We start from the raw sequence: 22,966 nt of genomic DNA, 5'->3' as shown, positions 1-22,966 counted from the left end.
ATTGAATTTCAATTCCACTATGGGATGATTGTGAGTTGCACTTAATAAACACCAGCCCAAAGGTTGCATATTTCAATTCCACTATGGGATGATTGTGAGAACGAGACCCCAAGTACAGAGACTTTTACCCTCTCACATTTCAATTCCACTATGGGATGATTGTGAGAACCTCCGTCACCTCTGGCTATATGCTCGATGTGAAATTTCAATTCCACTATGGGATGATTGTGAGGAGTGATAATTGCAACGCAGAGCGCGACCTTAAGCTAAATTTCAATTCCACTATGGGATGATTGTGAGAACGCTATGCTGTCCGAGGAGATTGAAATCAAGTATTTCAATTCCACTATGGGATGATTGTGAGACCACGGTATCGAACCGCTTGGCCGTGCCGTTCCATATTTCAATTCCACTATGGGATGATTGTGAGACAACCCTATCAATACCCCACTTATTGCTCAAGGATTTCAATTCCACTATGGGATGATTGTGAGACCGGAGAGGTAAACTTTTTCTTATGATGAAAGAGCATTTCAATTCCACTATGGGATGATTGTGAGGGCTGCATTTGGTGATGAAAAATCGTTGGTGCTATATTTCAATTCCACTATGGGATGATTGTGAGAGGCCAAGCAATGAAGGCACTAATTATGAACCCCGTATTTCAATTCCACTATGGGATGATTGTGAGAGTGCGACGCTAAAAAGTACGAACCACACCTTTATGTATTTCAATTCCACTATGGGATGATTGTGAGATTACCCAGCGGCTAACCCAAAAGGATATACGCAACATTTCAATTCCACTATGGGATGATTGTGAGCTAGCTTCGCCTTAATGTAGGGATTGCCCACCTCGATTTCAATTCCACTATGGGATGATTGTGAGACTGAAACCTACGAAGGAGCAAAAGCCGAGATTGCATTTCAATTCCACTATGGGATGATTGTGAGGAAACACGCCTACGTTGCTGCTCGTTGTGAAGGAATTTCAATTCCACTATGGGATGATTGTGAGGCAGGAGCAAGCAAGAAGAGTTCCCCAAAATAGAGATTTCAATTCCACTATGGGATGATTGTGAGTAAAGCGCACCCAGCCCGAAAAGTTTATAAACAAGTATTTCAATTCCACTATGGGATGATTGTGAGCGTGCGCTCTGCGATTGTTTTTTTAACATTCATCTTATTTCAATTCCACTATGGGATGATTGTGAGTGGCTCCGGTACTACCCTAATTGCATCTGAGCAAACATTTCAATTCCACTATGGGATGATTGTGAGACTCCGACGAGGTTTTTCTGAAAGCCTACCTAACGGATTTCAATTCCACTATGGGATGATTGTGAGTATTACCCATTTCCGAAGTTGAAGCCGTATTGAAAAATTTCAATTCCACTATGGGATGATTGTGAGGAGCAAGGTAATATCATACTATTCACAACCAAAAAATTTCAATTCCACTATGGGATGATTGTGAGACGTTGGAAACAACGGGGAAGATATGCCCAACCGAATTTCAATTCCACTATGGGATGATTGTGAGATTAGCTCGTTGTACCATTTGCCACGGGCAAATAGATTTCAATTCCACTATGGGATGATTGTGAGACATTGAGCGAACCAACTATAGCACCGCCAAGGGAATTTCAATTCCACTATGGGATGATTGTGAGTACCCAAACCGATACCTCGGGCGATATCAGGCTATATTTCAATTCCACTATGGGATGATTGTGAGAACACCGGCACGTAGAACGCCTGATCCTTCCTTCCAGATTTCAATTCCACTATGGGATGATTGTGAGACTACCCCCCGCCTTGTCGAACTTAAGCCCAAGGGATTTCAATTCCACTATGGGATGATTGTGAGCGATGGGGCGTTTGCGGAGCAAATCGTAGACGGTGATTTCAATTCCACTATGGGATGATTGTGAGAAAAATTGAGGTATTGAGCTTATCCTCGTCCTTAAATTTCAATTCCACTATGGGATGATTGTGAGAGTATTGCTGCTTTTCTTCGGCTGTTAATTCTCTTTATTTCAATTCCACTATGGGATGATTGTGAGAGCAGCCACAAAATCCAAGGTAACTAACCCACAGGGATTTCAATTCCACTATGGGATGATTGTGAGACAAACCGACACGTGTTTTGAAATTACCCAATTAGGAATTTCAATTCCACTATGGGATGATTGTGAGGATGTATTCCTTAATCTAATCAAAGTGAGTTCCGAATTTCAATTCCACTATGGGATGATTGTGAGCCGTAAAATTATCAAAAAAAAATATTGATTTACAGCCTGTTCGATAAATTAAAATGTAAAAATTAATGGCATTTGGTTGTCGAACCCTATTAATGGGATTACCCCAGGGGTTCGACAACTATTGTATCGTTATGGTTTTCAGCATGTCAAAGAACCTTGCCGCTCCTCAATTTAAAACAACACTAATTTAAACTTCTAATATTTATTAGGTCGACAACCCAACAAATTGCTATAGCATTGTATCAATGGAACTTCTCTCCTGGCCTAAAACCTCTTTCTCAAGCCATTTGCTCTCCCTGCTTTTAAAGAGGATTAAGCTGTCCTCATCATCCATAATTTCATCGGCTCTATGCTTGAGTTCTTTAAGCTTTACCTCTGTTATCTCTCCCTCAAAAACCGAGTTCTGAATCCAGTTCAAATACTTTCGACAAAGCTTTAGCATCTTTCCGGTGCGTTTCTGGTTAACGTCGTAAACTAGGATTATGTACATTTCTTTCATTTTAACCTGACAGGTTTTGAAAACCTGTCAGGTTTATAATAATTAACTACCACCACATCTTAAAGGGCTTATACTCCTCGATGCTAAGCAAATGCTTACTCAACTTATAGCACTCTAACTTTACCAAATGCTTGTAGCTCACATTCCGCTTTAGGGTGCGGTGCTGAATGGTCTCTCCAAGCCTGTCCTCAAAGGCTTTAATAAAAATCTTTTTGCCACTCTCGTTGAGCAGACATCGATTTAGCTGCTCGCTGAAATGCTTCGCCTGCAGCTCCCGCTTGTTTATCACCTTAAAAATTACTCTATCCACCAGTATTGGTTTAAATATCTCAGCAATATCCAATGCCAACGAGTATCTCCTTTCGCCAGGGGTGTGTAAATACGAAATGGTTGGGTTTAGTTGGGTTTGATGAATTGCCCGAAGGCACTGACTGTAGCACATCATATTGCCAAACGATATTAGCGCATTAATGGGATTTTGTGGCGGTTGCTTGGTGCGAGCGCCCATCTCAAAATCGTTTAGAATTTTGTTAAATCCCTGGTAGTAGCTTTGCCTAATATTCCCCTCAATGCCCATAAGTTCATCAACCTTTTTACACTCAGCAATACCCACTTGGTACTGCTCTATCTGATTTATTTCAAGCGAAAGATCTTTGCCTCGGGTATCGTAGTAGCGCAAGTTCTTTAGCATATTGTGCGATGCCCCATCGATAAACTTTTGTGCTATGGCTATTCGCTTAGCTTTGTTGGAGTAGTAATCGACCTGCGACACAATCATCCTGCCGGCCAAAAGCCCATCCTTGGCCATGAATGATCCGGTGTAGTTCTCGTAGTAGTCGAAAAAGTGAACGCAGATACCATTTTTTCCCAGGAAGTTGTATAGCGCGCTGTTGGCATCGAGCGATCCCAGCACGTACATATCATCAACACCCTCAACGGGGATATAACGAGGTTGTCCCTCCACGCCGTTTTCATCAACGGGGGTAAATTTTAGGGTATTGTCCTTACGGGTAAGGCGACCGGGGTTGAAGAGGTAATAGGATTTTTTCATAACGATTAATAATCCAAACCTGACAGGTTTTGGAAACCTGTCAGGTTACAAAACACTATTCAATTATTAAATGATCAATAAAATCGAAATCGATTATTTGCCTATGCGTGTCCACAAAATTGCCCTTCCCATCGAACCAACCCAACACCTGATTGCGATGCAACTTTGTGGGTTTGGCCGACACCAATGCCCCGTATGAGGACCATGGGTAATCCTTGTAATTATCGGTAAATCCATGGTGCACAGGGTTTGAGTGGATATAAACCACCAGCTGGCGGAAGTAACGTTCGCTATCGACCAGCTTACGGCGGAATGGGCGTTCGAAAAGGGTGCCTTGGCGGCCTTGCTGCCTGTTGAGGGCTTTGGCGTAGGCGTTAAAAAGATTCGAAAATCGTTTAGAAACCCAGAACGAATACTTCTCTTCTTTGTCCTTCCCCTCCAAACCTGACAGGTTTGGAAAACCTGTCAGGTTTTTTCCTGAAACCTCCTCCGCCTCCTTAATCCGCACCAGCAAATGGAAATGGTTGCCTAGCAAGCACCATGCAAAGGTATCGGCAATGGGTTCGATATGCTCATCGTACTTTCGCAGGAAATGCTGATAATTATCGGGACTATAAAACAGGTTTAGCCCATTTACACCCTTGTTGTAGATGTGGTAGTAGTTGCCAGCAATTAGGGGTTCGGTTGTTGACATATTTTTTTTAATTCGTTTTTTTAAACCTGACAGGTTTTCAAAACCTGTCAGGTTTGAAGATTTAAAAAATTACTCCTCGCCACTCCAGCAAAAATCGAAGTAGGAGCAGTTTTTGCAAATCGACTTTTTCTCTTTAGGGGGACATTCCTCGGCATTTATAATAATTTCAATTTCGTTTACAACGCTCACTATCTTTTCCCTATCGTCATCGGTCAATTCAACGGCTGCGGTATGACGTATTGTGGGATAGTCGAGTTTACCAGTTACCCCCTCAATACCCCTTTGCTCCAGTTTCCAGATATAGAACTTAACTTGCCAATGGTGGGCATCTTCCAACTTATCTGACTTTTTTGTTTCATGTATTACCTTCTCAAACGGATCGTAAAAATCAATTCTTATACCATCCACCTCAATTTCGGTAAATCTACTTGCTCTATGCTGATATGTATTCTCATGAATCATCTTACCCTCGTATACCAAGTCCGAAGTGTGCTCCATGCTTATGCCATTGGCAAATAGCCATAGCTTGCGACGACATATCCAATAGTAGGCGAAGTGGGTGCCGGTGATGTTCATTTTTAGATGGTTGGTTGTTTAGACCTGACAGGTTTTGGAAACCTGTCAGGTCTGAAAAAACTACAACTGATTCTCGTAATCAAACGCCATCATAAGTTCAACTAGGCGATTTTCGGCTTTTTCGAGGGCATCGGCACTACCAACTGAGCCAACAATGTAACTTGATGCTATTGGAGTAATGAAAAGTTCGGCCTTTGCTGTTTCGTCAATTTTTGGAACGGCTTGCAACCTCTCGGTATCTTCGCGTAAATCGCCCCTAATAGCGTATGCAATCTGGTTTGCATTGTCGCTTATAGCAAGGGCTACGGTTTCCATAAGGCTAAAGGTGCGCGCTTGGTTTGATGTTATGCGCCAGTTAACAATTGCTTTTGCCAAGGAGCGAATTATTGTTTCTCTTTGCTCTCTTGGGCATATTAGGCAATTACCAAAAATGTTGCGCCCTTCAATCCATCCCGCTGCCCTTAACTTCTCCTCAATTTCAGGAAATAGCTCTGGCTCAAGTCTATTGATTGATACACAGAAAAGGGTTCTAAGGTCAATGGCAACATCGAAAACGAATAAACCTGAGGCACGAGTTTGATCCTGAATAAATGCCCTGTTTGGCAAGCTTCTTCTGTTGCTTGTTAGCCATTCTTCGAGTTCATCTTTACTAAGTTCAGCACCTCTTTTCTTGTTATCGAGCCAGTAAACTTTCACCTCGTGATGCTCAGGGTGCGAAGTTCTGTCGAATGTTAAATTCTCGGTTGGATTTTCAATACCACCCAAAAGTGGATGTAAGGGGCGCATGGCTGAGATAGACAAAGGACTTCTTCTTTTTACTGTCATACTACCACTTTCGGCTTTCATGTAGCCGCCAAGCAATTGGTCTGAAAAAGTTGGGTCGCAAGGAGAATGTGGTTCTTTTTGACTAGCTTTATTCTCCTTCTTATCTATCTCCCAGTTAAAAGTAATTGCTGCAAATGGAAGGTTCAACGCCTCAATAATTGACCGTTTTACTTGTTGTCCACTCGAATACGCCATTCTGCGTCCAAACTGAGGGTCGAAGTAAAACTTCTGTCCTTCGTTTACTCCAAATACGGTATGCTCTGCATGACGAAGTCCTCTTAAGTAAATAAATGGTGAGTTGTTCATAGTTTCAAGATTTTAGAAGTTAGATTTTGATTTAATGTAAGAATATTCAAATCGAATAAGTGTGATAAATAGGGGGAAACTGTCGGTAGGCATTTTTAATACCTGTTCAACAACTTCCTTAAAGGAATCGGCATGTGCAGAATTATACCCTAATACTTGTGCCAGTTTGTCGATAAAACCTTTTAAGTTATTCGATTCACGGATTTCTTGGGATAAAGTTGAATATACCTTCTTTCCCCTCTCATCCATTTGTTCAAAATCAATGAGAGCATTAGCCACACTTGTGGCTAAACCTAATAGTTCAGTTTTGTTTAGCATAGCGACTATCCATATTTTAAAAAGTTGATAATTTGAGAATGATTCATTGTTGTTAAACTTGTAGTCTTTGCCCTGTGCGTAAAGTATTGAGCCTTTGGGCATATACTCGCGTAGTTTGGCTGGTTCCAACGCTTTTAGCCCAATGGTCCCTAACTTGCACGCTTGCTTGAAATTGTAAAAGGTGGAGAGAGTTTCGAGTTCTTCCTCATTAAGCACGGTGTCCTCACCCGAAAAAAGTTTATCGCGCAAATCGAAAATCTTATTCACCTGAGGTAGATAAAGATTAATAAACCCTAGTGTTGTATTGGTTTGCGATAGGTTGTAAGCGTATGCCGTAATCTTTTTGTTTGGGTACTTTTTTGCCAAGGCAAAAACAACTTTAGACCATTGCTGCGTAGGGATTGCAATTTTCCCTTGAACATCTGATGTTTCTATGTTCAAGTTATCATCAGGATAGTTGGGGTTAAAGTAAGGCCTCACCCAATGCCAAAGCCACTGTCCGTTCCATGTTTCAATTTGTTTATCCTTAACATTTGGAGTTTGTTTTAGGTACTTTCGATAGTATTTCCATCCATTGTATAGTGCCCAAAGTACTTCTTCCTCATCAATTAGCATTACATATCCTCCACTCACACCCACACCTAATGCTTCTCCAATCCAAGATGCATACATTTCATCTTGATTAATTTTAACAGCGATGTCGCTAACTTGTCCTGAGGTTGTACCTCCAACATCTTTTGCTTGTGAACCAACGAAAATTGCCATATTTGGAACATCTGTCTCGATACTCTTTGCCAGATTTTTGTACTGAGCCTTGGCTATGCTACCGTGTAATTTTACATCATCTTCCTTCGGTTTTTGAAAGAATGGAGAATTACCCACATGCATCAGGTGCTGCTCATTGTTGAAAAACAGTTCGAAGAAAACTGAGTCAAAAAACTCTTTAGCGGAAAGATTTGCACCTTCCTTTCGATTGTATTGACTGAGGAATTTCTTTCCTATATAACTTGTGTACATAGCTACAGTATATTATTGGGTTCAACTAATTGTAAGCCATAAATCTTATAATCCTCAATATTTTGGGGTACAACAAATGGATTTGAGCCAACATCGAGTTGCTCGTATTGAGTTCTGTATCGGGCTATGGATTTCCAGTTTATTGGAATATCCATTAGCTGACGCTCCTCCCAAGTTGCGGTTAAATATCTCTCTCGGTCGGCTTCTAGTATGCACGATGCGCTCTCAATCTCAAGGGCATCGACAAGTACTGCTCTTTTTCTGTTTGTTAGTTCGAGGATTGAGAATCTGTTGTTTTTGAAAATCAAGTGAATATCAATCTCCTTTGTGTCTAATTGCGGATAAACGGCATCAATCTTTTCCTGTAATAGTTTTTCCTGTAAAACTTCTCCATTACTTGGGAGTTGATTAAAACTTTTCTCCAAAATGTCCATCTTGTAAGGTAAAACATTTCCAGTGGGGGCAATAACGTGAACAGGCTTATAGTTCCCGATTGTATTCTTGTTGCGCTTTCTATTAACTCGTCCAAACCGCTGAATTAAGCTATCCAATGGAGCGCATTGGGTTATCATCCTGTCGAAGCTAATGTCGAGGCTTACCTCAACAACCTGTGTTGAAACAACTAAGCAAGGTGTAAGTCCATTTCCAAAGTCTTTGCCATCGCCATTAAACTCAGTTTTAAGCCTTGTCTCCAACTCAACCCTATCGCCTCGCTTAAATCTGCTATGGATTAACATTTTTGGGATATGGGGGTATTTAGATTCTAGTATTTGGAAAGCCTCCTGAGCTTTTTTAATTGTATTATAGATAACAAGAACCTTTTCTTTGTTTGCAAACGCTTCAGACAAGATATCCTCTATCGCCTCTTCGTGATCTATTTTGTAGATTTTGTGCCTATTGAAAGTTTCTAAAACATGGTCGGGGAGTTTTACTTGATAAACCTTGTCCTTCCCGCCAAGTATATCGAGAAGCTGTTTGTAAAGGTCTGTAGGCATTGTAGCCGTTCCGATATGAACCCTACAGTGTAGAAATAGAAGCATCTTAACAATTTCAAGCACCATCGACTTTGAGAAATCGGAATAGGTATGAATTTCGTCAAGAATGATATCGCACCCCTTAAGGTCGAGCATAACTGTTTCGAAGCCTGGAGTTCCAAAAATAATTGCAGCAATTTGGTGAGGGGTGAGCACTTTAACCGAGGACCCTACGAGGCTTTGAAGTAGGTGCTCCTCCAAATTATCGCCTACCACTATTTTAGAGGTTGCATGTTGCAATCGAATATCTTTATTCGGGATTGTGGCTTTCATTCGCTCCCACATTGCATTTATTGATGCTTGGAAAGGTAGGGTGTAAAATATTCTGCCTTTACATCGTTTTAGCAAAAAGTCGGTTTTACCCGCACCAGTTGGAGCAACAACAATAGTATGATTTCTACTATCGTCAGTACCTACTTTTGATAATGGATAAATATCGCTAGCTCGTTCAGAGTTAAAGTAAAAACTCAAATCTGGGATTTCAAAAAGGTGTTTTAACTCTTGTTCAGTGGTATCTGAAAATGCAGAAGCAAAGTGGTCGGCTGCCATTAGGAGTCCCCTTAAAGGCGACCATCCCACCTGTTTGGTTTCGCAATATGATGCTGCATACGTAAGTGCACCCGCTGCTTCGTTTTTGGATATATTTGCCTCAAATCCAAAATGGTTTAATATCATAAAACCATATAAACTCCACTCTTCCCAGTCTTTTAGGTGATTATCAATCCATTTCCTGTACTTGTTATCAATATCAACAATCCCCCTCTCACGGCTATCGTTAACAATCGACTTATGGTGTGCTACAACCATATCAATTATTGTATTCCACTCATTTTTGGGGAATGCAGGAAGAAAAGCAAGTGAGGATAGCTCATGCCTATGAACGTAATTATCATCTCGTTCTTCAACTAACGACTTGGATGAAATGTTTTTTATACGATTCTGGAAGTATGGGTGTGCTTTGCCCAAATCATGGAGTATGGCTCCCTTAGTGACCAAATATATATTAAACTCTTTACCCAAAGATTTTGAAAAACATTTAATAGCCGACACCACATGCTCAGTATGGTCGAGTAAAGTAGTCCCGCCATAATTTATACTTTTTGCAAGAATACTATTAAGCGAATCCATTGCCATCTCTTATAGGGTTTCCATACACAACCAAATCACCATACATTTCACTTGCATTGTCAAAGCGGTTATGTCCAACTTTAAATCCGTTTTGTTCATCAGAAAAGATTAACTCAAAGCCATTAATGCCGTTAAATTCCTCTTCGCTTATTTGGGTCAAGGTTACGGGGTGTAGTAAATCCTCGTTTCGGCACAAGCAAATGGTTTGCTCAAAAGCCCTTTCAGCATCCTCTTTTGAATTAAAAGCAAGGTATATATTAGGCTCAAGAAGTACTCCACGATTAATTATGCCAAAATTCTTGGCTTTAAAGTACTCTCTGCCATCGGAATCCTTCTTTTTCTCTTTTTGAAATCCTCCTTTCGACCAAGTTTTTTCTTGCTGCACATCTATTCCACAATAATTAATCCGGTGTCGGATAATCTTTTTTACAACTCCTTTCTCATCGAGCAACTCTGGGAACAATTTTTTCTCAATTCCTTCAACGATTGATGGTGTAAGGAATTGCTGGCTGAAAGTTTCGATGTCTCTAACCGCTGTCCAAGGTTTAATAAAACCGAATGGGCCTGAGTATTTTACTATGTACATAGCGTTATCTGTTTATAAACCTGACAGGCTTTGAAAACCTGTCAGGTTTGGTTAATCCATTACCTTATCGCCCCCAAACCAATCCCCGTTGAATTGCCTAACCCCACATTCCAAGCAAATTGCTTTGTTTCGGTTTTGGCATTTATTATTACCGGACACCAGCTGCAGATGTTGTTTACATTGTTGTAGACAAGGTTTTTTCGCTTGGCGTAGGGTGAATTAGAGTCAAAATGAATCTCAAGGCTCTCATCAATAAGGCCAACCTCTTTCATTCTGGTTTGTAGCGTTTCTTTTAGGTATTCACCAGCTTTTGGGTCATCGTAAAGAATATGGTCAATTCTATTATCAACCCTTCGCTTAATGAGAATTGGGCTAGCTACTTGAAAACTACTAACAGATGACAAATCTGGATCTTCCTGAATAACAAGTTCAACAACCTTTAAACCATCAAACATGGAAGGATCTTGCTGGATACCTGAAATCATTTTCTTTACTATCTCTTCTTCAAATGCGCTAAAGAAGAAGGAACTACCATTTTTAAAGTGTAACATTGCGTTATCTTTTTTCCCTCCAGCTAGCCAGGAAAAGGAAAATAGGGAAACATTTCCATGGTGATTGTTCCATCCTAACCATTTATGAATAGTTCCAACCAACTTGTGTTGGTGGTTAAATGGTACAATTTGACCATTGCTTTGGATTTTTAAATGTATTCTCATAAGTATTTATTTATTAAAACCTTAAGGTTTATATATTTACGTAACTATACGACCTATCAATCCAATTTCTAACCTTCTTTTCAATATACCTCGTTAATTCTAGGGGCTCAACTACCTCAACTTCTCCTAGCAACCCCAGAATAAATCGGCCAATACCCTCGAACGAATACACCGCACCATTATAAATTGCACCTTCCGTGTTTTTCTTAATATAATATGTTGTATCGGGGAATTCCTCTTCCATAAGTCGATGAGCTCGATCCGAAAGTTTTAAAACTACAGGGATTGGCTCTGTACCGCTCATACCAAAGGCATCAATTTGGCATTCCCCATGTTTCTCTTCGAACTGCCATTGAGAATCCGTTGTGGCAACACCCTCAATACGATCTATCTTGAATTGCTTTACCATATGCGAGTTCACCTCGAAGGCTATTAGGTAGGTATAATAGCAAAAAAACTTGATAGGCTCAATTAGCCTGTCGCTGGTTTTACCACTGCTTAGCGAATGGTAATTTTTAAGAATAAGCTGCTCCTTATTTTTTATGGCTTTGCGAACTGTGCTGATGTTTTTTGAAATACCTTGCCTATAGAGGGTCTCTGAAATCTCATCAATATCTGTTAGGGCATATAACTTGGATAGCAAGCTTTTCTGGAGTGGTCCACGCAGGGGACTGTTGGTTATGGCATCCTTTATGGCTGCTGCTTCCTCCAGACTGAAAATAATAAGATCCTCGGGTTTAAACTGAAACCTATCAACACGCTCAATGGAGAAGCAGTCGCCCTTCTTCTCAACTTCAAAACCTAAATCCTGAAGCAGCACAAAATAACGTTCTATGGTTCGTTCCGACACATCGAAATCATAGGCTAACGCGGCTTTAGTAACACCAAAAGGGGCTCGCAAACGCGAGATTAAGCTAAAGACTCTATAAATTTTTCTATGATCTACCATTTCCTAACAATGGATTTGTGCAATAAACTTACAAAAAAATACCATTGAATCAAATATTTACTAACCTGAATTATTGGCAGGAAATATCAGCAAAATGGCATTCTATGCGTTGTTTCTATTTATAAACACAGCTACCCTTACCTGCTCTTCTGGATTGCACTGGGGATACACCCCCTGTACTACAGCAGTAAATACATTGTAACCAGCATTTAGCATCTTACTAACTTCTCGGTTACTCGATCTGGGGATATACCCAAGCATATAATTGCCATGGTATATGGCCACTGCGTTTTTGTCGAATTTGTTGGAGGGTTCGGCAACCAGCTTAACCTCAGTTCCAATTGAAAGCTGATTGAATGCAAAGGCTCCATCGTAAAAAGTGAAGCCAGCAATATAAAAATTGGCAAAATGTTCTCTAACTCTTTCCATAACTTTTTTATTAGCAAAGTTATGACACACTTCCGACAACTTGTGTCGGAGAATGTAAAAAGTTTAGGAAATGGTTTAAGCTATAATTAAAAGCGCAATTGTTGGTGAGCAAAACTATACACACCCCTACCCTATCGCCTCTTTCACCACCTTTACCCTGCGAGAGTATATGGCAACGGCGGCAAGGCAAACTACACTGGATGCCAAAAGGGTGATTTGAACTCCAATGGAACCAGAGATGGTTCCAAGCAGCAAGCTGCCCAAGGGCGTTACCCCTAGAAACGACATACCGTAAAGCGACATAACCCTACCCCGCTTACCATCATCAACAATGGTTTGTATAAGGGTATTGGTTGATGCGTACTGCACTATCATTCCAAAGCCTGTAATGTATAGCAACACCAGCGAAAGGGTTACGCTTGTGGAGAGCGACATGCTCATAAGGCCTAAGGCAAATATGATTGCGGAGCCCAATATAAGCTTGGGCAGAGTTGATACGTTTTTTCGTGAGGCTAAGTAGATTGCTCCCGTTAATGCCCCGGCACCCAATGCTCCTGTTAAAAAGCCAAGGAGTTGCGAGTCGCCGCCCAGGATATCCTTGGCAAAAACGGGCATAAAAACCTGAAAGGGCAGACCAAAGAAACCAGTTGTAACCACCAACAGGAGTAGGTACCTAATTGGCCTAAACGAGAAGGCATACTTAGCTCCTTCCACCAAATCGGAAATCACGGAACCGTGCTTAACATTCCTATTTATGGTATCAATCCGCATAGCTAGCAGCGAGAACACCACTCCCAGAAAGCTTACGCCATTAATCATAAAGCAAATACCCTCGCCCACCCAGGCAATAAGGAAACCGCCAATCATTGGCCCGATAAACCGAGCCGAGTTGAAAAGAGTTGAGTTTAGCGCCACCGAATTTTGTAGCAACTCCTTGTCGCCAATCATGTCCACAAGGAATGCATGGCGGAAAGGGTTGTCGAATGCTATTACTATCCCGTTTAATGCTGCAATTAGGGCAATATGCCAAACCTGAACAGTATTGGTGAGTATTAGCGTTCCCATGGTAAATGCCAGAATCATAGGAACCACCTGTGCAACAATAAGCACCTTGCGCCTATCGAGCCTATCGGCAAAAACACCGGCAAAGGGAGTGAGGAAAAGCGCTGGTATTTGCCCCGAGAAACCGATTACGCCCAACCAAAATGCCGATTCGGTGAGACGATACACAAGCCACCCCAGAGCGATATTCTGTATCCACGTCCCCATTAGCGAAACTATTTGCCCCATGAAGAACAGTCGAAAATTCCTGTTTTTCAACGCTCTAAAGGCAAAGCCCACACGATGAAAGTACGATCGGATATCGAGTAAGCGATTCATTTGCTGTGAGTTAGAAGAGATATAAAAAAACAAGACTCCTGAATGAGGCAGGGTCTTGTTTTCACTTAACCTTTGCATTGCAAAGGTAGAAACGATAAGCTAAACGAAAAAATTTGGCGATTATCTTTTTAAATCCTTAAAGTGCTTCATGAACTGAACCCGCTCGAATGCAGCAGGGTCATAGCTCTTGGCCTGGCTCATCTTACCCTTAAACTCATCTATGCTCTTATAACCCATTTCAGTCATCCAGTCCTCAACCTGCTTAAGCATTAATGCAATTTGCTCAAAGCCATTCCTGTAAAGGGTCGATGCAATTTGGGTAACGGTTGCACCTGCAAGCAGCGACTTTACCACTGCATTTCCATCATGCACACCTGTTGATGCGGCCAAATCGCACGAAACGCGCTCGGCCATAATGGCAACCCAGCGCAAGGGCATGGCAAAGTCGCCAGCCGAGCTGAACACAGAACCCCCGGTGTACTCAAGGGTATTGATATCGAAATCGGGATTGTAGAATCGGTTGAATAGCACAATGGACTTAATGGGCGTTTCGCTAAGGCGTTTGATAAAGCTGCCCAGCGAGGCGTTGTATGGGCTAATTTTTACGCCCACCGGAATCTTCACCATGCTGGTTACCTGAGTAATAATATCAAAGTACAGCTTCTCGTTCTCCTCGGCACTTCTGCTAAAATCAGAAGGTAGTGCAAAGATATTTAGCTCAATGGCATCGGCACCGGCATCCTGAATGCGCTTGGCAAAATCGGGCCACTTATCGGCAGTTACACAATTTACACTGGCTATGATGGGGATGCTAACAGCCTTTTTGGCATCGGTAATAAGCTTGAGGTAATTAGCCACCGGATCCTCCATCTCATCAAAATCGAAGTATTCAATAGTTTCGGGGTAGATAAACCCGGAGGATTGCATCTTGTTCATATTGTCCTGAGCCTCCATGATGATCTCCTCCTCGAACAGAGATTTCAGAACTACGGCCGCAGCACCGTTTGTCTCAATGGCCTTAATGTTTTCGAGCGAGTTGGTTAATCCGGAGCTTGCTGCAATAATGGGGTTCTTAAGCTTAAGCCCCATGTAGCTTGTTGCTAAGTTGGTCATAGTATGTTAGGTTTTGGTGATCGAAATATGATGTAATTTACAAAAAATTCATCGATTGACACAAAAGCCTTAACAAACAAAAGGTCAAATAGCTCAAAACTTGGAAACTGAAGGCTACAGAAAGGTAAGCTTCACCTCTTTCAAAAATTTATCCTGCAGTAAGTTGGCCATACGCTTAATAACGGTACGACGGATTTCCAGTTCAACGGGCAGGCTTGGATCTTGGTGCGCCACATTAATACCTGTTCCAATAATGAAGTGTATCTCGTCGCTTTCGAGAATAAGGGTGATAATCTGGTCGGCAGGCCCTTTCCCGGGAATGGAAGTTTCGCTAAACTTTGAGAGGATTTCGGTTACCTTGCTTAGGGTGAGTATTCCCTCGGTTACCAGGTCAGCACCCTCCATAAACGAAATGGGGGGCAGATCCGGATCGGTAAACTCGAAGCTATCCTCAATCTCGAGGCCCAACTCGCGAGAAATGATATCGCCCGTTGTTGCCCCGCACACAACCTTTTTACCTTCGAATTCCTTGAACTTTTTGGCAAGCTTACTATCGTTCTCCTTTTCGAATGGGGGGCCAGAGCAAATAAGCAATTTACGAGGTTGCCTAAAGTATATGGTTGCAGCGCTAATATCATCCTTAGGGTGGTAGCCATCGTTAAGGTAGGCCATATTAACAAGCTTAGTGCTAAGCTTACGAGCCGAGATGTTTGCCTCGTTTTTTATTAGTCGCGCCACAAAATCCTGTGCATTCTCCAATCCCCATCCAAAGGGGTAATCCTCACTACCCATCCCCGATTGGGTTATGCCATCGCCCCATATCACAATCCTATCCTCCTTTTGTGGGGTGAAAGTACAATACCGAAGTTCTTTGCCTGCGTTTACTTCGCTTTGTAAAATTACGCATTGCCAACCGGGCTCAAACCTTTCATTACCTCGCATAACAACACACTCGGGGTTATCGTACTCCAAAATTCGAGTGGCACCACCGTGCTCGATGTCAACAATGGTAAATGTTGAGTAGCTCATTTGCCTAACGGAGCAAACGGGCAGGGTATTCATGATAATCTCGGCAATCTTATTGATCTCCTTATGCTCCTTGGTAAAACTTAACGCCATCTTAGCGGTAAGGGTTGCCAGCACATTTGCCTTAACGCCGTGCCCCATCCCATCGCTAAGCACCACTATGGTTCGCTCCTCGCCTAAAACCCTTTCGCTCAGGAAGACATCGCCACAAATCCTTTCCCCATCATGGTTTTTCTGCTGACAGTTTACCTCTATAAAAAAATTATCGGACATGAGTTGGTTGATTGGTTGGTTGACTGAACGTAACGGCTGTCAAGAATGATTTGCAATTGGATTGTTATTTACACCACTTCCTTAATCTTTTCCTTTATTCCCCTCCTTGTAAGTGTTGATTATTGAGTTAAGCATATGCTCCGTTTCGGCCGCCCCCTCACCTAGCAGGAATCCTATTTTCTGCACCATGGCCAAATTGATGTCAATGGCCTCGGTTATCCTCTTTACAACTTCCTCCTTACGTACCTCGGGGGCGTACATATCGCGAATTACTGCGCCAACAATATCGTTCTTCTTTATTGTAAATACCGATATGTTGAGCAAAACATCCTTGTAGTGAACATCTCTGTTCTTAATATCCTCGTTGTTCTGTATTACATACGAAAATAGGTTGTATATATTATACGGTATCAAGGTTTTAAGATCGGCACCCACCAGGCCGGGTACTATTTCGTTTATTTCTAAAGCATCGTCTCCCAGCAGGTCGATGAAGCTTTGGTTACTTTGAACAATCTTCAACTTCCTATTAACAATTACTAATGCCGAAGGCAACTTTTTCATCATGGTGGTGATGGTTTCCGAAGCATCGCGAGCAGCCTCCTGCTCTTCTCTAGCCAACTTTTCGGACTCGCGAAGAGCTTGCTGGGTTTTGGCAAGCTTGTCGTTAGTTGCGCGCAAGGTTTTAATATATTCCTGCCTGTTGGCTAGGGAGTAGTTTAGGCACATATCGGTATGGGCAAGCCCCGACGAAACGGCAACGGCAAAATCTCTACAACTTTTGTATCCACAGGCCTCACAGCCCGAGTCTTTACCCAGCGACTCCTTCCCTATCACTTTCAATATTTCATGTACCACCTCCTCCGAAGGGGGAGTTACCCTCTGGTCGTCGGGTTTAAACACGCAGCTAAAATCATGATCGGAATGCTTGGCAATGCTAGCCTCAAATGCTTTCTGATTGAATGTTTTTAACCTTTTATTTGCGTAGTTCACCACCATGGTTCGGCGAATGAACTTTTGACCACCTCTGGACATACCCGGCCCCATAAGGCAACCATCGCAGTAGAATAGGTTGAAGTGCCTGCTTATCTCCTCGGCACTACTTTCGAACTCCTTAACAGCATCCAGAATATTATCACGCCCCTCGGTGGTTATCACATCCCCGGTAAGCAGGTTCTCATCTATATCAACGGCTTGTAAAAGCCCATTGGCTATGGGCAGTAGTGAACCTTTGTACCCAATGGGGTTATCAAACTCGCTGTACTCCAGCTTACTTTCTTTAATCTCGTACTCATCAAATAGTTCGCGTAGTTCGGTAAATGTAAGTACCGAGTCGACCTTACCATCGCCTGTGTAGAGGAGAGCCTCCTCCTTGCTCTGAATGCAAGGGCCAATGTAAACCACCTTGGTATCATCGCCATACTCGCGATGAATAACCTTGGCTGTTGCTATCATTGGCGAAACGATTGGGGCAAGATTGTTTACTAGCTCAGGGTGAAACTTCTCCACCAACGAAACCACCACGGGGCAAACTGATGTAAAGAAATATTTCCCCTTAAAATCATCGAATAGCTTTTTGTACTCCCTCGCCACCAAATCGACTCCAAAAGTCACCTCACACACGTAGGTAAACCCAAGCGATTTGATCATCTGCACAAACTTGCGATAGTCGGTGATATCAACAAATTCACCCGAGATTGAGGGAGCAACAATGGCGGCCAGCTTCCCACCCTCCTTAAGCAGGCTCTTCACCTCCTCCTTCGACGATTTATATGATATTGCGCTAACGGGGCAAATGTTAATACAGCTTCCGCAGCCAATGCACCTTTCGGGTAGTATAACAGCGAAATTTTTCTCTGCTTTCACCTCAATGGCCTTAACGGGGCAAACCCTTACACAGGCAAAGCAGTTGATACATTTTGACTCGCTAATATTGAATAGTTGAGACATGATTGCGAATAGATTAATTTTCGAAAGTGGAGTTCAGAATATCGATGGCCTTTTGCTCATCAACATTGGTATATACCAAACCAGCAACCTTAAGGATAGGCCCCTCGGCACAATTACCAAAGCAGTGTCCCCCATGGAAATTTATGCGCTCCTGGATATTGTTGTCCTTAATGTATTGGGATATGGTTTTAAGCAAACCCTTATTCCCTCTGGCAAAGCATGAGCTGCCAAGACAAATTACAACTTCAACTTTCTCACTCATATCAACAATAATCGTTATTACATTAACAACAAAGATAATGATAAAAACAGTAGGGTAATTTATATAAGCCCGTGTTTTACATCCTCGTTGGTAAGCTGGCGTTTAAGCCCTTACAATAAATTACTGACAAACAAAATTTTATGTTTCAATCAATTCTAATTTTTCTCTGATATTAACTAAGTTAGAATGATTTAAAATTACAACCTTGTATTGCGCAATAGGGTAACAATTGCTAAATTGAAAGCGGTTAAAATAACCTATACGAATCGTACAACCTTATTTATCAGTGTTTTATATTTGTTATTTCGCAAACAATAAAGTTACAAGCATCAAAAACAAGTGTTGCAAAACACCCAGCTATGGAAAAAAAACTTAAAGAGCTACTGGAAAAGTATAGTCACACCTCAAGGGACAGCTTAATACCAATTCTTCAGGATGTTCATGACGAGTTGGGATACCTGTCGGAGGAATCACTATCGGCCATTGGCAAGCATTTGAATGTGCCCACAAGCAAGATATATGGTTTGGCCACTTTCTACAACCAATTCCGCTTTCAGCCAAAGGGTAAAAACCACATAAGGGTATGCCATGGCTCATCGTGCCACTTAATGGGAACGGTTACCCTACTTGAGGTCATCGAAAAGATACTGAAAATTAAGCCCGGTCAAACCTCGCGCGACGGCAAGTTTAGCCTCGAAGTGGTTAGCTGCGTTGGTGCATGCGCCCAATCGCCCGTAATATCTATTAACGGAAAGCCCTACGGAAAGCTAACCACAGAACGATTGGAGCAAATAATTGAGGAACAAAGCAGCATAGAGCCAGCATAGTATCCACTTTCAATAATAAACATTAAATAGCAAAGGATTTCAATGGAAAAGGTTACAGCCGATAGCATAAAGTTCTGCGTCGATAACATCATTGCTAGCCCCCCTGCCGAGGACATTAAGTATATTAACGATAAGCTATCAATACTCCGCAGAAACAACATTTCCATTCCCATTGTTTACCTGGGAATTACCAGCTCATCCATAGTGGCTGGAGCCCTAGATGTACGCGAGGCAATTGATGATTACATTTCCGAATCGGACATAGATATCGAGCTGATTGAGGTTGGTAGCATTGGGCTTTGCAGCCTTGAGCCCATAATGGATATACAGCTCCCCGGGAAATGCAGAATATCATTCCAACAGGTTACAACCGATCTGGTTCAGCAGATACTCGATGGCGTTCTTAACAACTTTTTACCCCCCGACAACATTCTTGCGCAGTACAGGAACCCAATTCATCAACCCTGGGCAAGTGTGCCGTTTTTCGATGAATTATCGTTCTTCGGGATGCAGCAAAGGCATCTGTTGGCCAACTGCGGATTCGTTAATAACCTTAGCATTGTTGATGCATTTGCGTTTGGTAGATACAAAACCTTTGCAGATGTTTTGCGCACCCATACCCACGACGAGGTTTGTAAAATAGTAGAGGCGAGCGGACTAAGAGGAAGGGGTGGTGGTGGTTACCCCACCGGCAAAAAGTGGAGAGCAACACTTGAAGCCGCTGCAAACCAGAAGTACCTGATTTGCAATGCCGACGAAAGCGACCCCGGTGCCTTTATGGATAGGATGCTAATTGAAAGTGATCCCCATCTGATTATTGAGGGCGTAGCAATCTCTGCCTATGCAATTGGCGCTAGCAAAGCCTACATATACACCCGAAACCGATACGAGTTTACCGTACAACGACTCGAAGAGGCTATTAGCCAGGCCTACGATGCAGGTTTACTGGGCTACAACATTATGGACAGTGGCTACAGCCTTGATATTTCGATAAGAAAGGGGCCCGGAGCCTACGTGTGTGGCGAGGAAACCGCCCTAATCCAAAGCCTTGAGGGCAAACGTGGCATGCCCACCCTAAAACCGCCATTTCCTGCAATAAAAGGACTTCATGGCAAACCAACCATAGTTAATAATATTGAAACGCTTGCTAACGTTCCGCTAATAGTAGCCAATGGTGCCGACTGGTACAGCAATATTGGGTCTGAAAAATCAAAGGGAACAAAGCTCTTCTCCGTGTCGGGTAAGGTGAACCAGGTATGCTTTGTTGAAGTGCCCATGGGTACATCCATAGCCAAGATTGTTGAGCTTGCCGGAGGGGTTAAGCAAGGTCGAACCTTAAAGGCGGTGCAAATAGGCGGTCCATCGGGTGGCGCGATAACTGCCAATGAGCTAAATACGGCCATCGACTTTGAACCGCTCAAGCAAATTGGAGTATCGATGGGATCGGGCGGGATAACCATATTTGACGACACGGTATGTATAGTTGACATGGTGAAATATTACATGCAGTTTATTCAAAACGAGAGCTGTGGCAAATGCATCCCTTGCCGCGAGGGGTCGCAACGGATGTGCGCCATACTCGATAATATCACCAAGCGCCCAAATAACGACGATCAGCATAGCACGCTAGAGCGTTTTAAGGGGGTTATACAGCTCGAAAGCCTTGCCGAAGTTATGCGCGACACGTCGCTTTGCGGCTTAGGGCAAACCGCCCCAAACCCAGTGCTTTCTGCACTTAAGAAGTTTCGCGATGAGTTCGAAGAGCATATATTCGACCGCAAGTGCCAGGCCAACGTTTGCCATAACCTAAGAACCTACTATATCGATGTAGAAAGATGTACCGGCTGCGCAGCTTGTGCTAAAAAATGCCCATCCAATGCCATCATTGGCACCCCCCGATCGCCATACTTTGTGGTTGAAGAAAAATGTATAGGTTGTGGCATTTGCGAAGAGGTGTGTAAGTTTTCGGCGGTATTTTACAAATAGTTCATCATCTTAAGGAGTACATAATACGCAAAGCGTATGAAAATTGAAGTTAATAGCAAAACCATTGAGGCTCGAAAGGGCGATACAATTCTTGAATCGCTTACCCGAAATGGCATAAAGGTACCTACCCTTTGCAATATCAAGGGGCTTTCGCCAACGGGTGCATGTCGTATTTGCGTTGTGGAAGTTGATGGCATAAGCAACTTGGTAACAGCCTGCTCATACCCGGTTGAGGAGGGTATGAAGATAAAGACTCACTCGTCCAAGGTACTTAAGGCGCGAAAGGTGCTTGTGGAACTACTGCTCAGCAGCCACCCCGACGACTGCCTGTACTGCGAACGGAATGGCACATGCGAATTGCAAGACTTAGCCATTGAGCTTAACATCCGCGAGCGTCGGATACCTGCCCGTAAGCTAAGGCATAGGCTCGATTTGTCGAGCCCAAGCATTGTCCGCGACCCAGCCAAATGTATCCTTTGTGGCAGGTGCGTTAGGGTTTGCGACGAGGTTCAATCGGTAGCTACACTCGAACCTGTTTACAGAGGCCGAAAAACCTACATAGGAACATCAATGAATCGTGATATCAACTCATCAAGCTGTATTACCTGTGGGCAGTGCATATTGGTTTGCCCAACGGGTGCGCTGCATGAGCATTCGCGAGTTGCCGACATCCAGGATATACTTAGCCATAAGGATAAAAAGGTGGCCATTCAGGTTGGTCCTGCGGTTAGCGTTTCCCTAGCCGAAGAGTTCAACCTAAAAGCAGGTAAGGATTTGAACGGGATTCTTTTCGCCATTCTCAAGACCATTGGCTTCGACTACGTATTTGACACGTCGTTTGCTGCCGACCTGCACATCATGGAAACATCCGCTCAGCTTCAGGAGCGAATGGTAACCAAAGAGAACTTACCTATGATATCGAGCTGCTGCCCAGCCTGGGTAAAATTTGCAGAACAATCGTATCCCGATTTACTCCCATTGATATCAACCAGCAAATCGCCACAACAAATGATGGGAGCCCTCCTAAAAAGCCACTTTGCATCACTGGAGGGGCTTGCCCCTAACCAGCTATATTCGGTTTCGGTAATGCCATGCATAGCTAAAAAATTTGAAGCACAACGCCCCGAGATGACCAGCAGAGGGGCGTCCGACGTAGATGTTGTAATAACCACTCGAGAGCTTGTCAAGCTCATTAAGCTATACGGCATTGATGTAGAAAGCATAGAACCTCAACATTTTGATAACCCCTTTGGGGTTAGAAGTAGTTCTGGCAAGCTATTCGCCAACTCAGGTGGTACAACCGAAGGTATTATTCGTACACTATATCACCAAAAAACGGGCAAGGAGTTAAATCAACCCAAGCTAAACGAGCTACGCTCTGTTAATGGAGTAAAAGATTTTACCCAAAAAATTGGCAAGGAAACACTTAAGGTAACAGTAGCCAATGGTATGACCAACGTGCGACAGCTACTCGAGTCAATTCGAAATGGGGAATGCGATGCCCACTACATCGAAATTATGGCTTGCCCCGGCGGATGTGTAAACGGTGGAGGACAGCCCTTAAGGGGTGTTGACAAGCATGTTAAGGCCCGTTCGCGAACCATTTACGACATTGATGAGTCGGAGAGTTTAAAATGTGCACATAACAACCCACTAATAAAAGATCTTTACACCAATTATCTCAATGTACAGGACAAGGAAAAGGTGAAAAAACTTTTGCATACATCCTACAAGCAAAGGGATGTGCTAGTGTAAAAACA

19 protein-coding genes and 1 CRISPR repeat array (1 of these 20 running past the window's edge) are annotated in these 22,966 nt (G+C 42.8%); of the genes, 3 read left to right on the top strand and 16 right to left on the bottom strand.

The genetic code is table 11. The annotated features are described in order from the left end of the window. A CRISPR array of direct repeats spans window positions 1-2,264; the repeat unit is 30 nt; unit sequence ATTTCAATTCCACTATGGGATGATTGTGAG; it reaches 10,188 nt to the left of the window's first position. A 229-nt stretch (window positions 2,265-2,493) separates the two neighbouring features. The 16 genes from cas2 to G8O23_RS02015 all read right to left on the bottom strand — a co-directional run bounded on the left by cas2 (window position 2,494) and on the right by G8O23_RS02015 (window position 18,393). Next, window positions 2,494-2,754 (bottom strand): CRISPR-associated endonuclease Cas2, encoded by a 261-nt coding sequence (cas2, locus tag G8O23_RS02090; protein WP_166361267.1) that lies wholly within the window; start codon window positions 2,752-2,754, stop codon window positions 2,494-2,496. A 55-nt stretch (window positions 2,755-2,809) separates the two neighbouring features. After that, window positions 2,810-3,814 (bottom strand): type I-B CRISPR-associated endonuclease Cas1b, encoded by a 1,005-nt coding sequence (cas1b, locus tag G8O23_RS02085; protein ID WP_166361261.1) that lies wholly within the window; start codon window positions 3,812-3,814, stop codon window positions 2,810-2,812. A 55-nt stretch (window positions 3,815-3,869) separates the two neighbouring features. Beyond that, window positions 3,870-4,508: a hypothetical protein gene (locus G8O23_RS02080; protein ID WP_166361260.1), complete on the bottom strand. Its 639-nt coding sequence runs from the start codon at window positions 4,506-4,508 to the stop codon at window positions 3,870-3,872. Window positions 4,509-4,577: 69 nt separating this feature from the next. Then, window positions 4,578-5,084 carry a CRISPR-associated protein Cas4 gene (cas4, locus tag G8O23_RS02075; RefSeq protein ID WP_166361259.1) on the bottom strand — a complete coding sequence of 169 codons (507 nt, stop codon included), beginning with the start codon at window positions 5,082-5,084 and terminating at the stop codon, window positions 4,578-4,580. Between the two features lie 60 nt (window positions 5,085-5,144). Beyond that, window positions 5,145-6,215, bottom strand: a complete 1,071-nt coding sequence (locus G8O23_RS02070) for a CRISPR-associated protein Cas7 (RefSeq protein ID WP_166361258.1) — start codon at window positions 6,213-6,215, stop codon at window positions 5,145-5,147. A gap of 12 nt (window positions 6,216-6,227) precedes the next feature. Continuing rightward, window positions 6,228-7,550, bottom strand: coding sequence for a hypothetical protein (locus tag G8O23_RS02065; RefSeq protein ID WP_166361257.1), 1,323 nt, complete (start codon window positions 7,548-7,550; stop codon window positions 6,228-6,230). Between the two features lie 2 nt (window positions 7,551-7,552). Next, a complete protein-coding gene (gene cas3 / locus G8O23_RS02060; RefSeq protein WP_166361256.1) occupies window positions 7,553-9,712 on the bottom strand; it encodes a CRISPR-associated helicase Cas3' in 2,160 nt (719 codons plus the stop codon). Then, on the bottom strand, window positions 9,699-10,298 hold the full coding sequence (locus G8O23_RS02055; RefSeq protein WP_166361254.1) for a hypothetical protein: 600 nt from the start codon (window positions 10,296-10,298) through the stop codon (window positions 9,699-9,701). The genes cas3 and G8O23_RS02055 overlap by 14 nt, the downstream gene beginning before the upstream one ends. 59 nt (window positions 10,299-10,357) lie before the next feature. Next, complete coding sequence (gene cas6, locus G8O23_RS02050) at window positions 10,358-11,014, bottom strand: CRISPR-associated endoribonuclease Cas6 (RefSeq protein ID WP_166361252.1); 657 nt, start codon at window positions 11,012-11,014, stop codon at window positions 10,358-10,360. Window positions 11,015-11,042: 28 nt separating this feature from the next. After that, window positions 11,043-11,963: a helix-turn-helix transcriptional regulator gene (locus G8O23_RS02045; protein WP_166361250.1), complete on the bottom strand. Its 921-nt coding sequence runs from the start codon at window positions 11,961-11,963 to the stop codon at window positions 11,043-11,045. Between the two features lie 102 nt (window positions 11,964-12,065). Beyond that, window positions 12,066-12,392, bottom strand: a complete 327-nt coding sequence (locus G8O23_RS02040; RefSeq protein ID WP_166361248.1) for an HIRAN domain-containing protein — start codon at window positions 12,390-12,392, stop codon at window positions 12,066-12,068. A gap of 126 nt (window positions 12,393-12,518) precedes the next feature. Next, window positions 12,519-13,772: an MFS transporter gene (locus G8O23_RS02035; RefSeq protein ID WP_166361246.1), complete on the bottom strand. Its 1,254-nt coding sequence runs from the start codon at window positions 13,770-13,772 to the stop codon at window positions 12,519-12,521. Between the two features lie 120 nt (window positions 13,773-13,892). Further along, a complete protein-coding gene (locus G8O23_RS02030; protein WP_166361244.1) occupies window positions 13,893-14,885 on the bottom strand; it encodes a dihydroorotate dehydrogenase-like protein in 993 nt (330 codons plus the stop codon). A 114-nt stretch (window positions 14,886-14,999) separates the two neighbouring features. Continuing rightward, the gene (locus G8O23_RS02025) at window positions 15,000-16,184 is read right to left on the bottom strand and encodes a SpoIIE family protein phosphatase (RefSeq protein WP_166361242.1); all 1,185 of its coding nucleotides are present in this window, start codon (window positions 16,182-16,184) and stop codon (window positions 15,000-15,002) included. A gap of 81 nt (window positions 16,185-16,265) precedes the next feature. Further along, window positions 16,266-18,131: a [Fe-Fe] hydrogenase large subunit C-terminal domain-containing protein gene (locus G8O23_RS02020; protein ID WP_166361240.1), complete on the bottom strand. Its 1,866-nt coding sequence runs from the start codon at window positions 18,129-18,131 to the stop codon at window positions 16,266-16,268. 13 nt (window positions 18,132-18,144) lie between these two features. Next, window positions 18,145-18,393, bottom strand: a complete 249-nt coding sequence (locus G8O23_RS02015) for a (2Fe-2S) ferredoxin domain-containing protein (RefSeq protein ID WP_166361238.1) — start codon at window positions 18,391-18,393, stop codon at window positions 18,145-18,147. 359 nt (window positions 18,394-18,752) lie between these two features. Between G8O23_RS02015 and nuoE the strand changes: the two genes are divergently transcribed. The 3 genes from nuoE to G8O23_RS02000 are packed head-to-tail and all read left to right on the top strand — an operon-like array spanning window position 18,753 to window position 22,961. Beyond that, window positions 18,753-19,220, top strand: a complete 468-nt coding sequence (gene nuoE, locus G8O23_RS02010; RefSeq protein WP_166361236.1) for an NADH-quinone oxidoreductase subunit NuoE — start codon at window positions 18,753-18,755, stop codon at window positions 19,218-19,220. A 42-nt stretch (window positions 19,221-19,262) separates the two neighbouring features. Continuing rightward, window positions 19,263-21,206: an NADH-ubiquinone oxidoreductase-F iron-sulfur binding region domain-containing protein gene (locus G8O23_RS02005; RefSeq protein WP_166361234.1), complete on the top strand. Its 1,944-nt coding sequence runs from the start codon at window positions 19,263-19,265 to the stop codon at window positions 21,204-21,206. A gap of 36 nt (window positions 21,207-21,242) precedes the next feature. Then, the gene (locus tag G8O23_RS02000) at window positions 21,243-22,961 is read left to right on the top strand and encodes a [FeFe] hydrogenase, group A (protein ID WP_166361232.1); all 1,719 of its coding nucleotides are present in this window, start codon (window positions 21,243-21,245) and stop codon (window positions 22,959-22,961) included. Window positions 22,962-22,966 lie beyond the last annotated feature (5 nt).

Origin of the sequence: Perlabentimonas gracilis (genome assembly GCF_011174675.1) — a bacterium.
Classification (GTDB): domain Bacteria; phylum Bacteroidota; class Bacteroidia; order Bacteroidales; family Tenuifilaceae; genus Perlabentimonas; species Perlabentimonas gracilis.
Note: the sequence above shows the minus strand (reverse complement) of the source record. Positions and strands in the feature narration are given on the sequence as shown.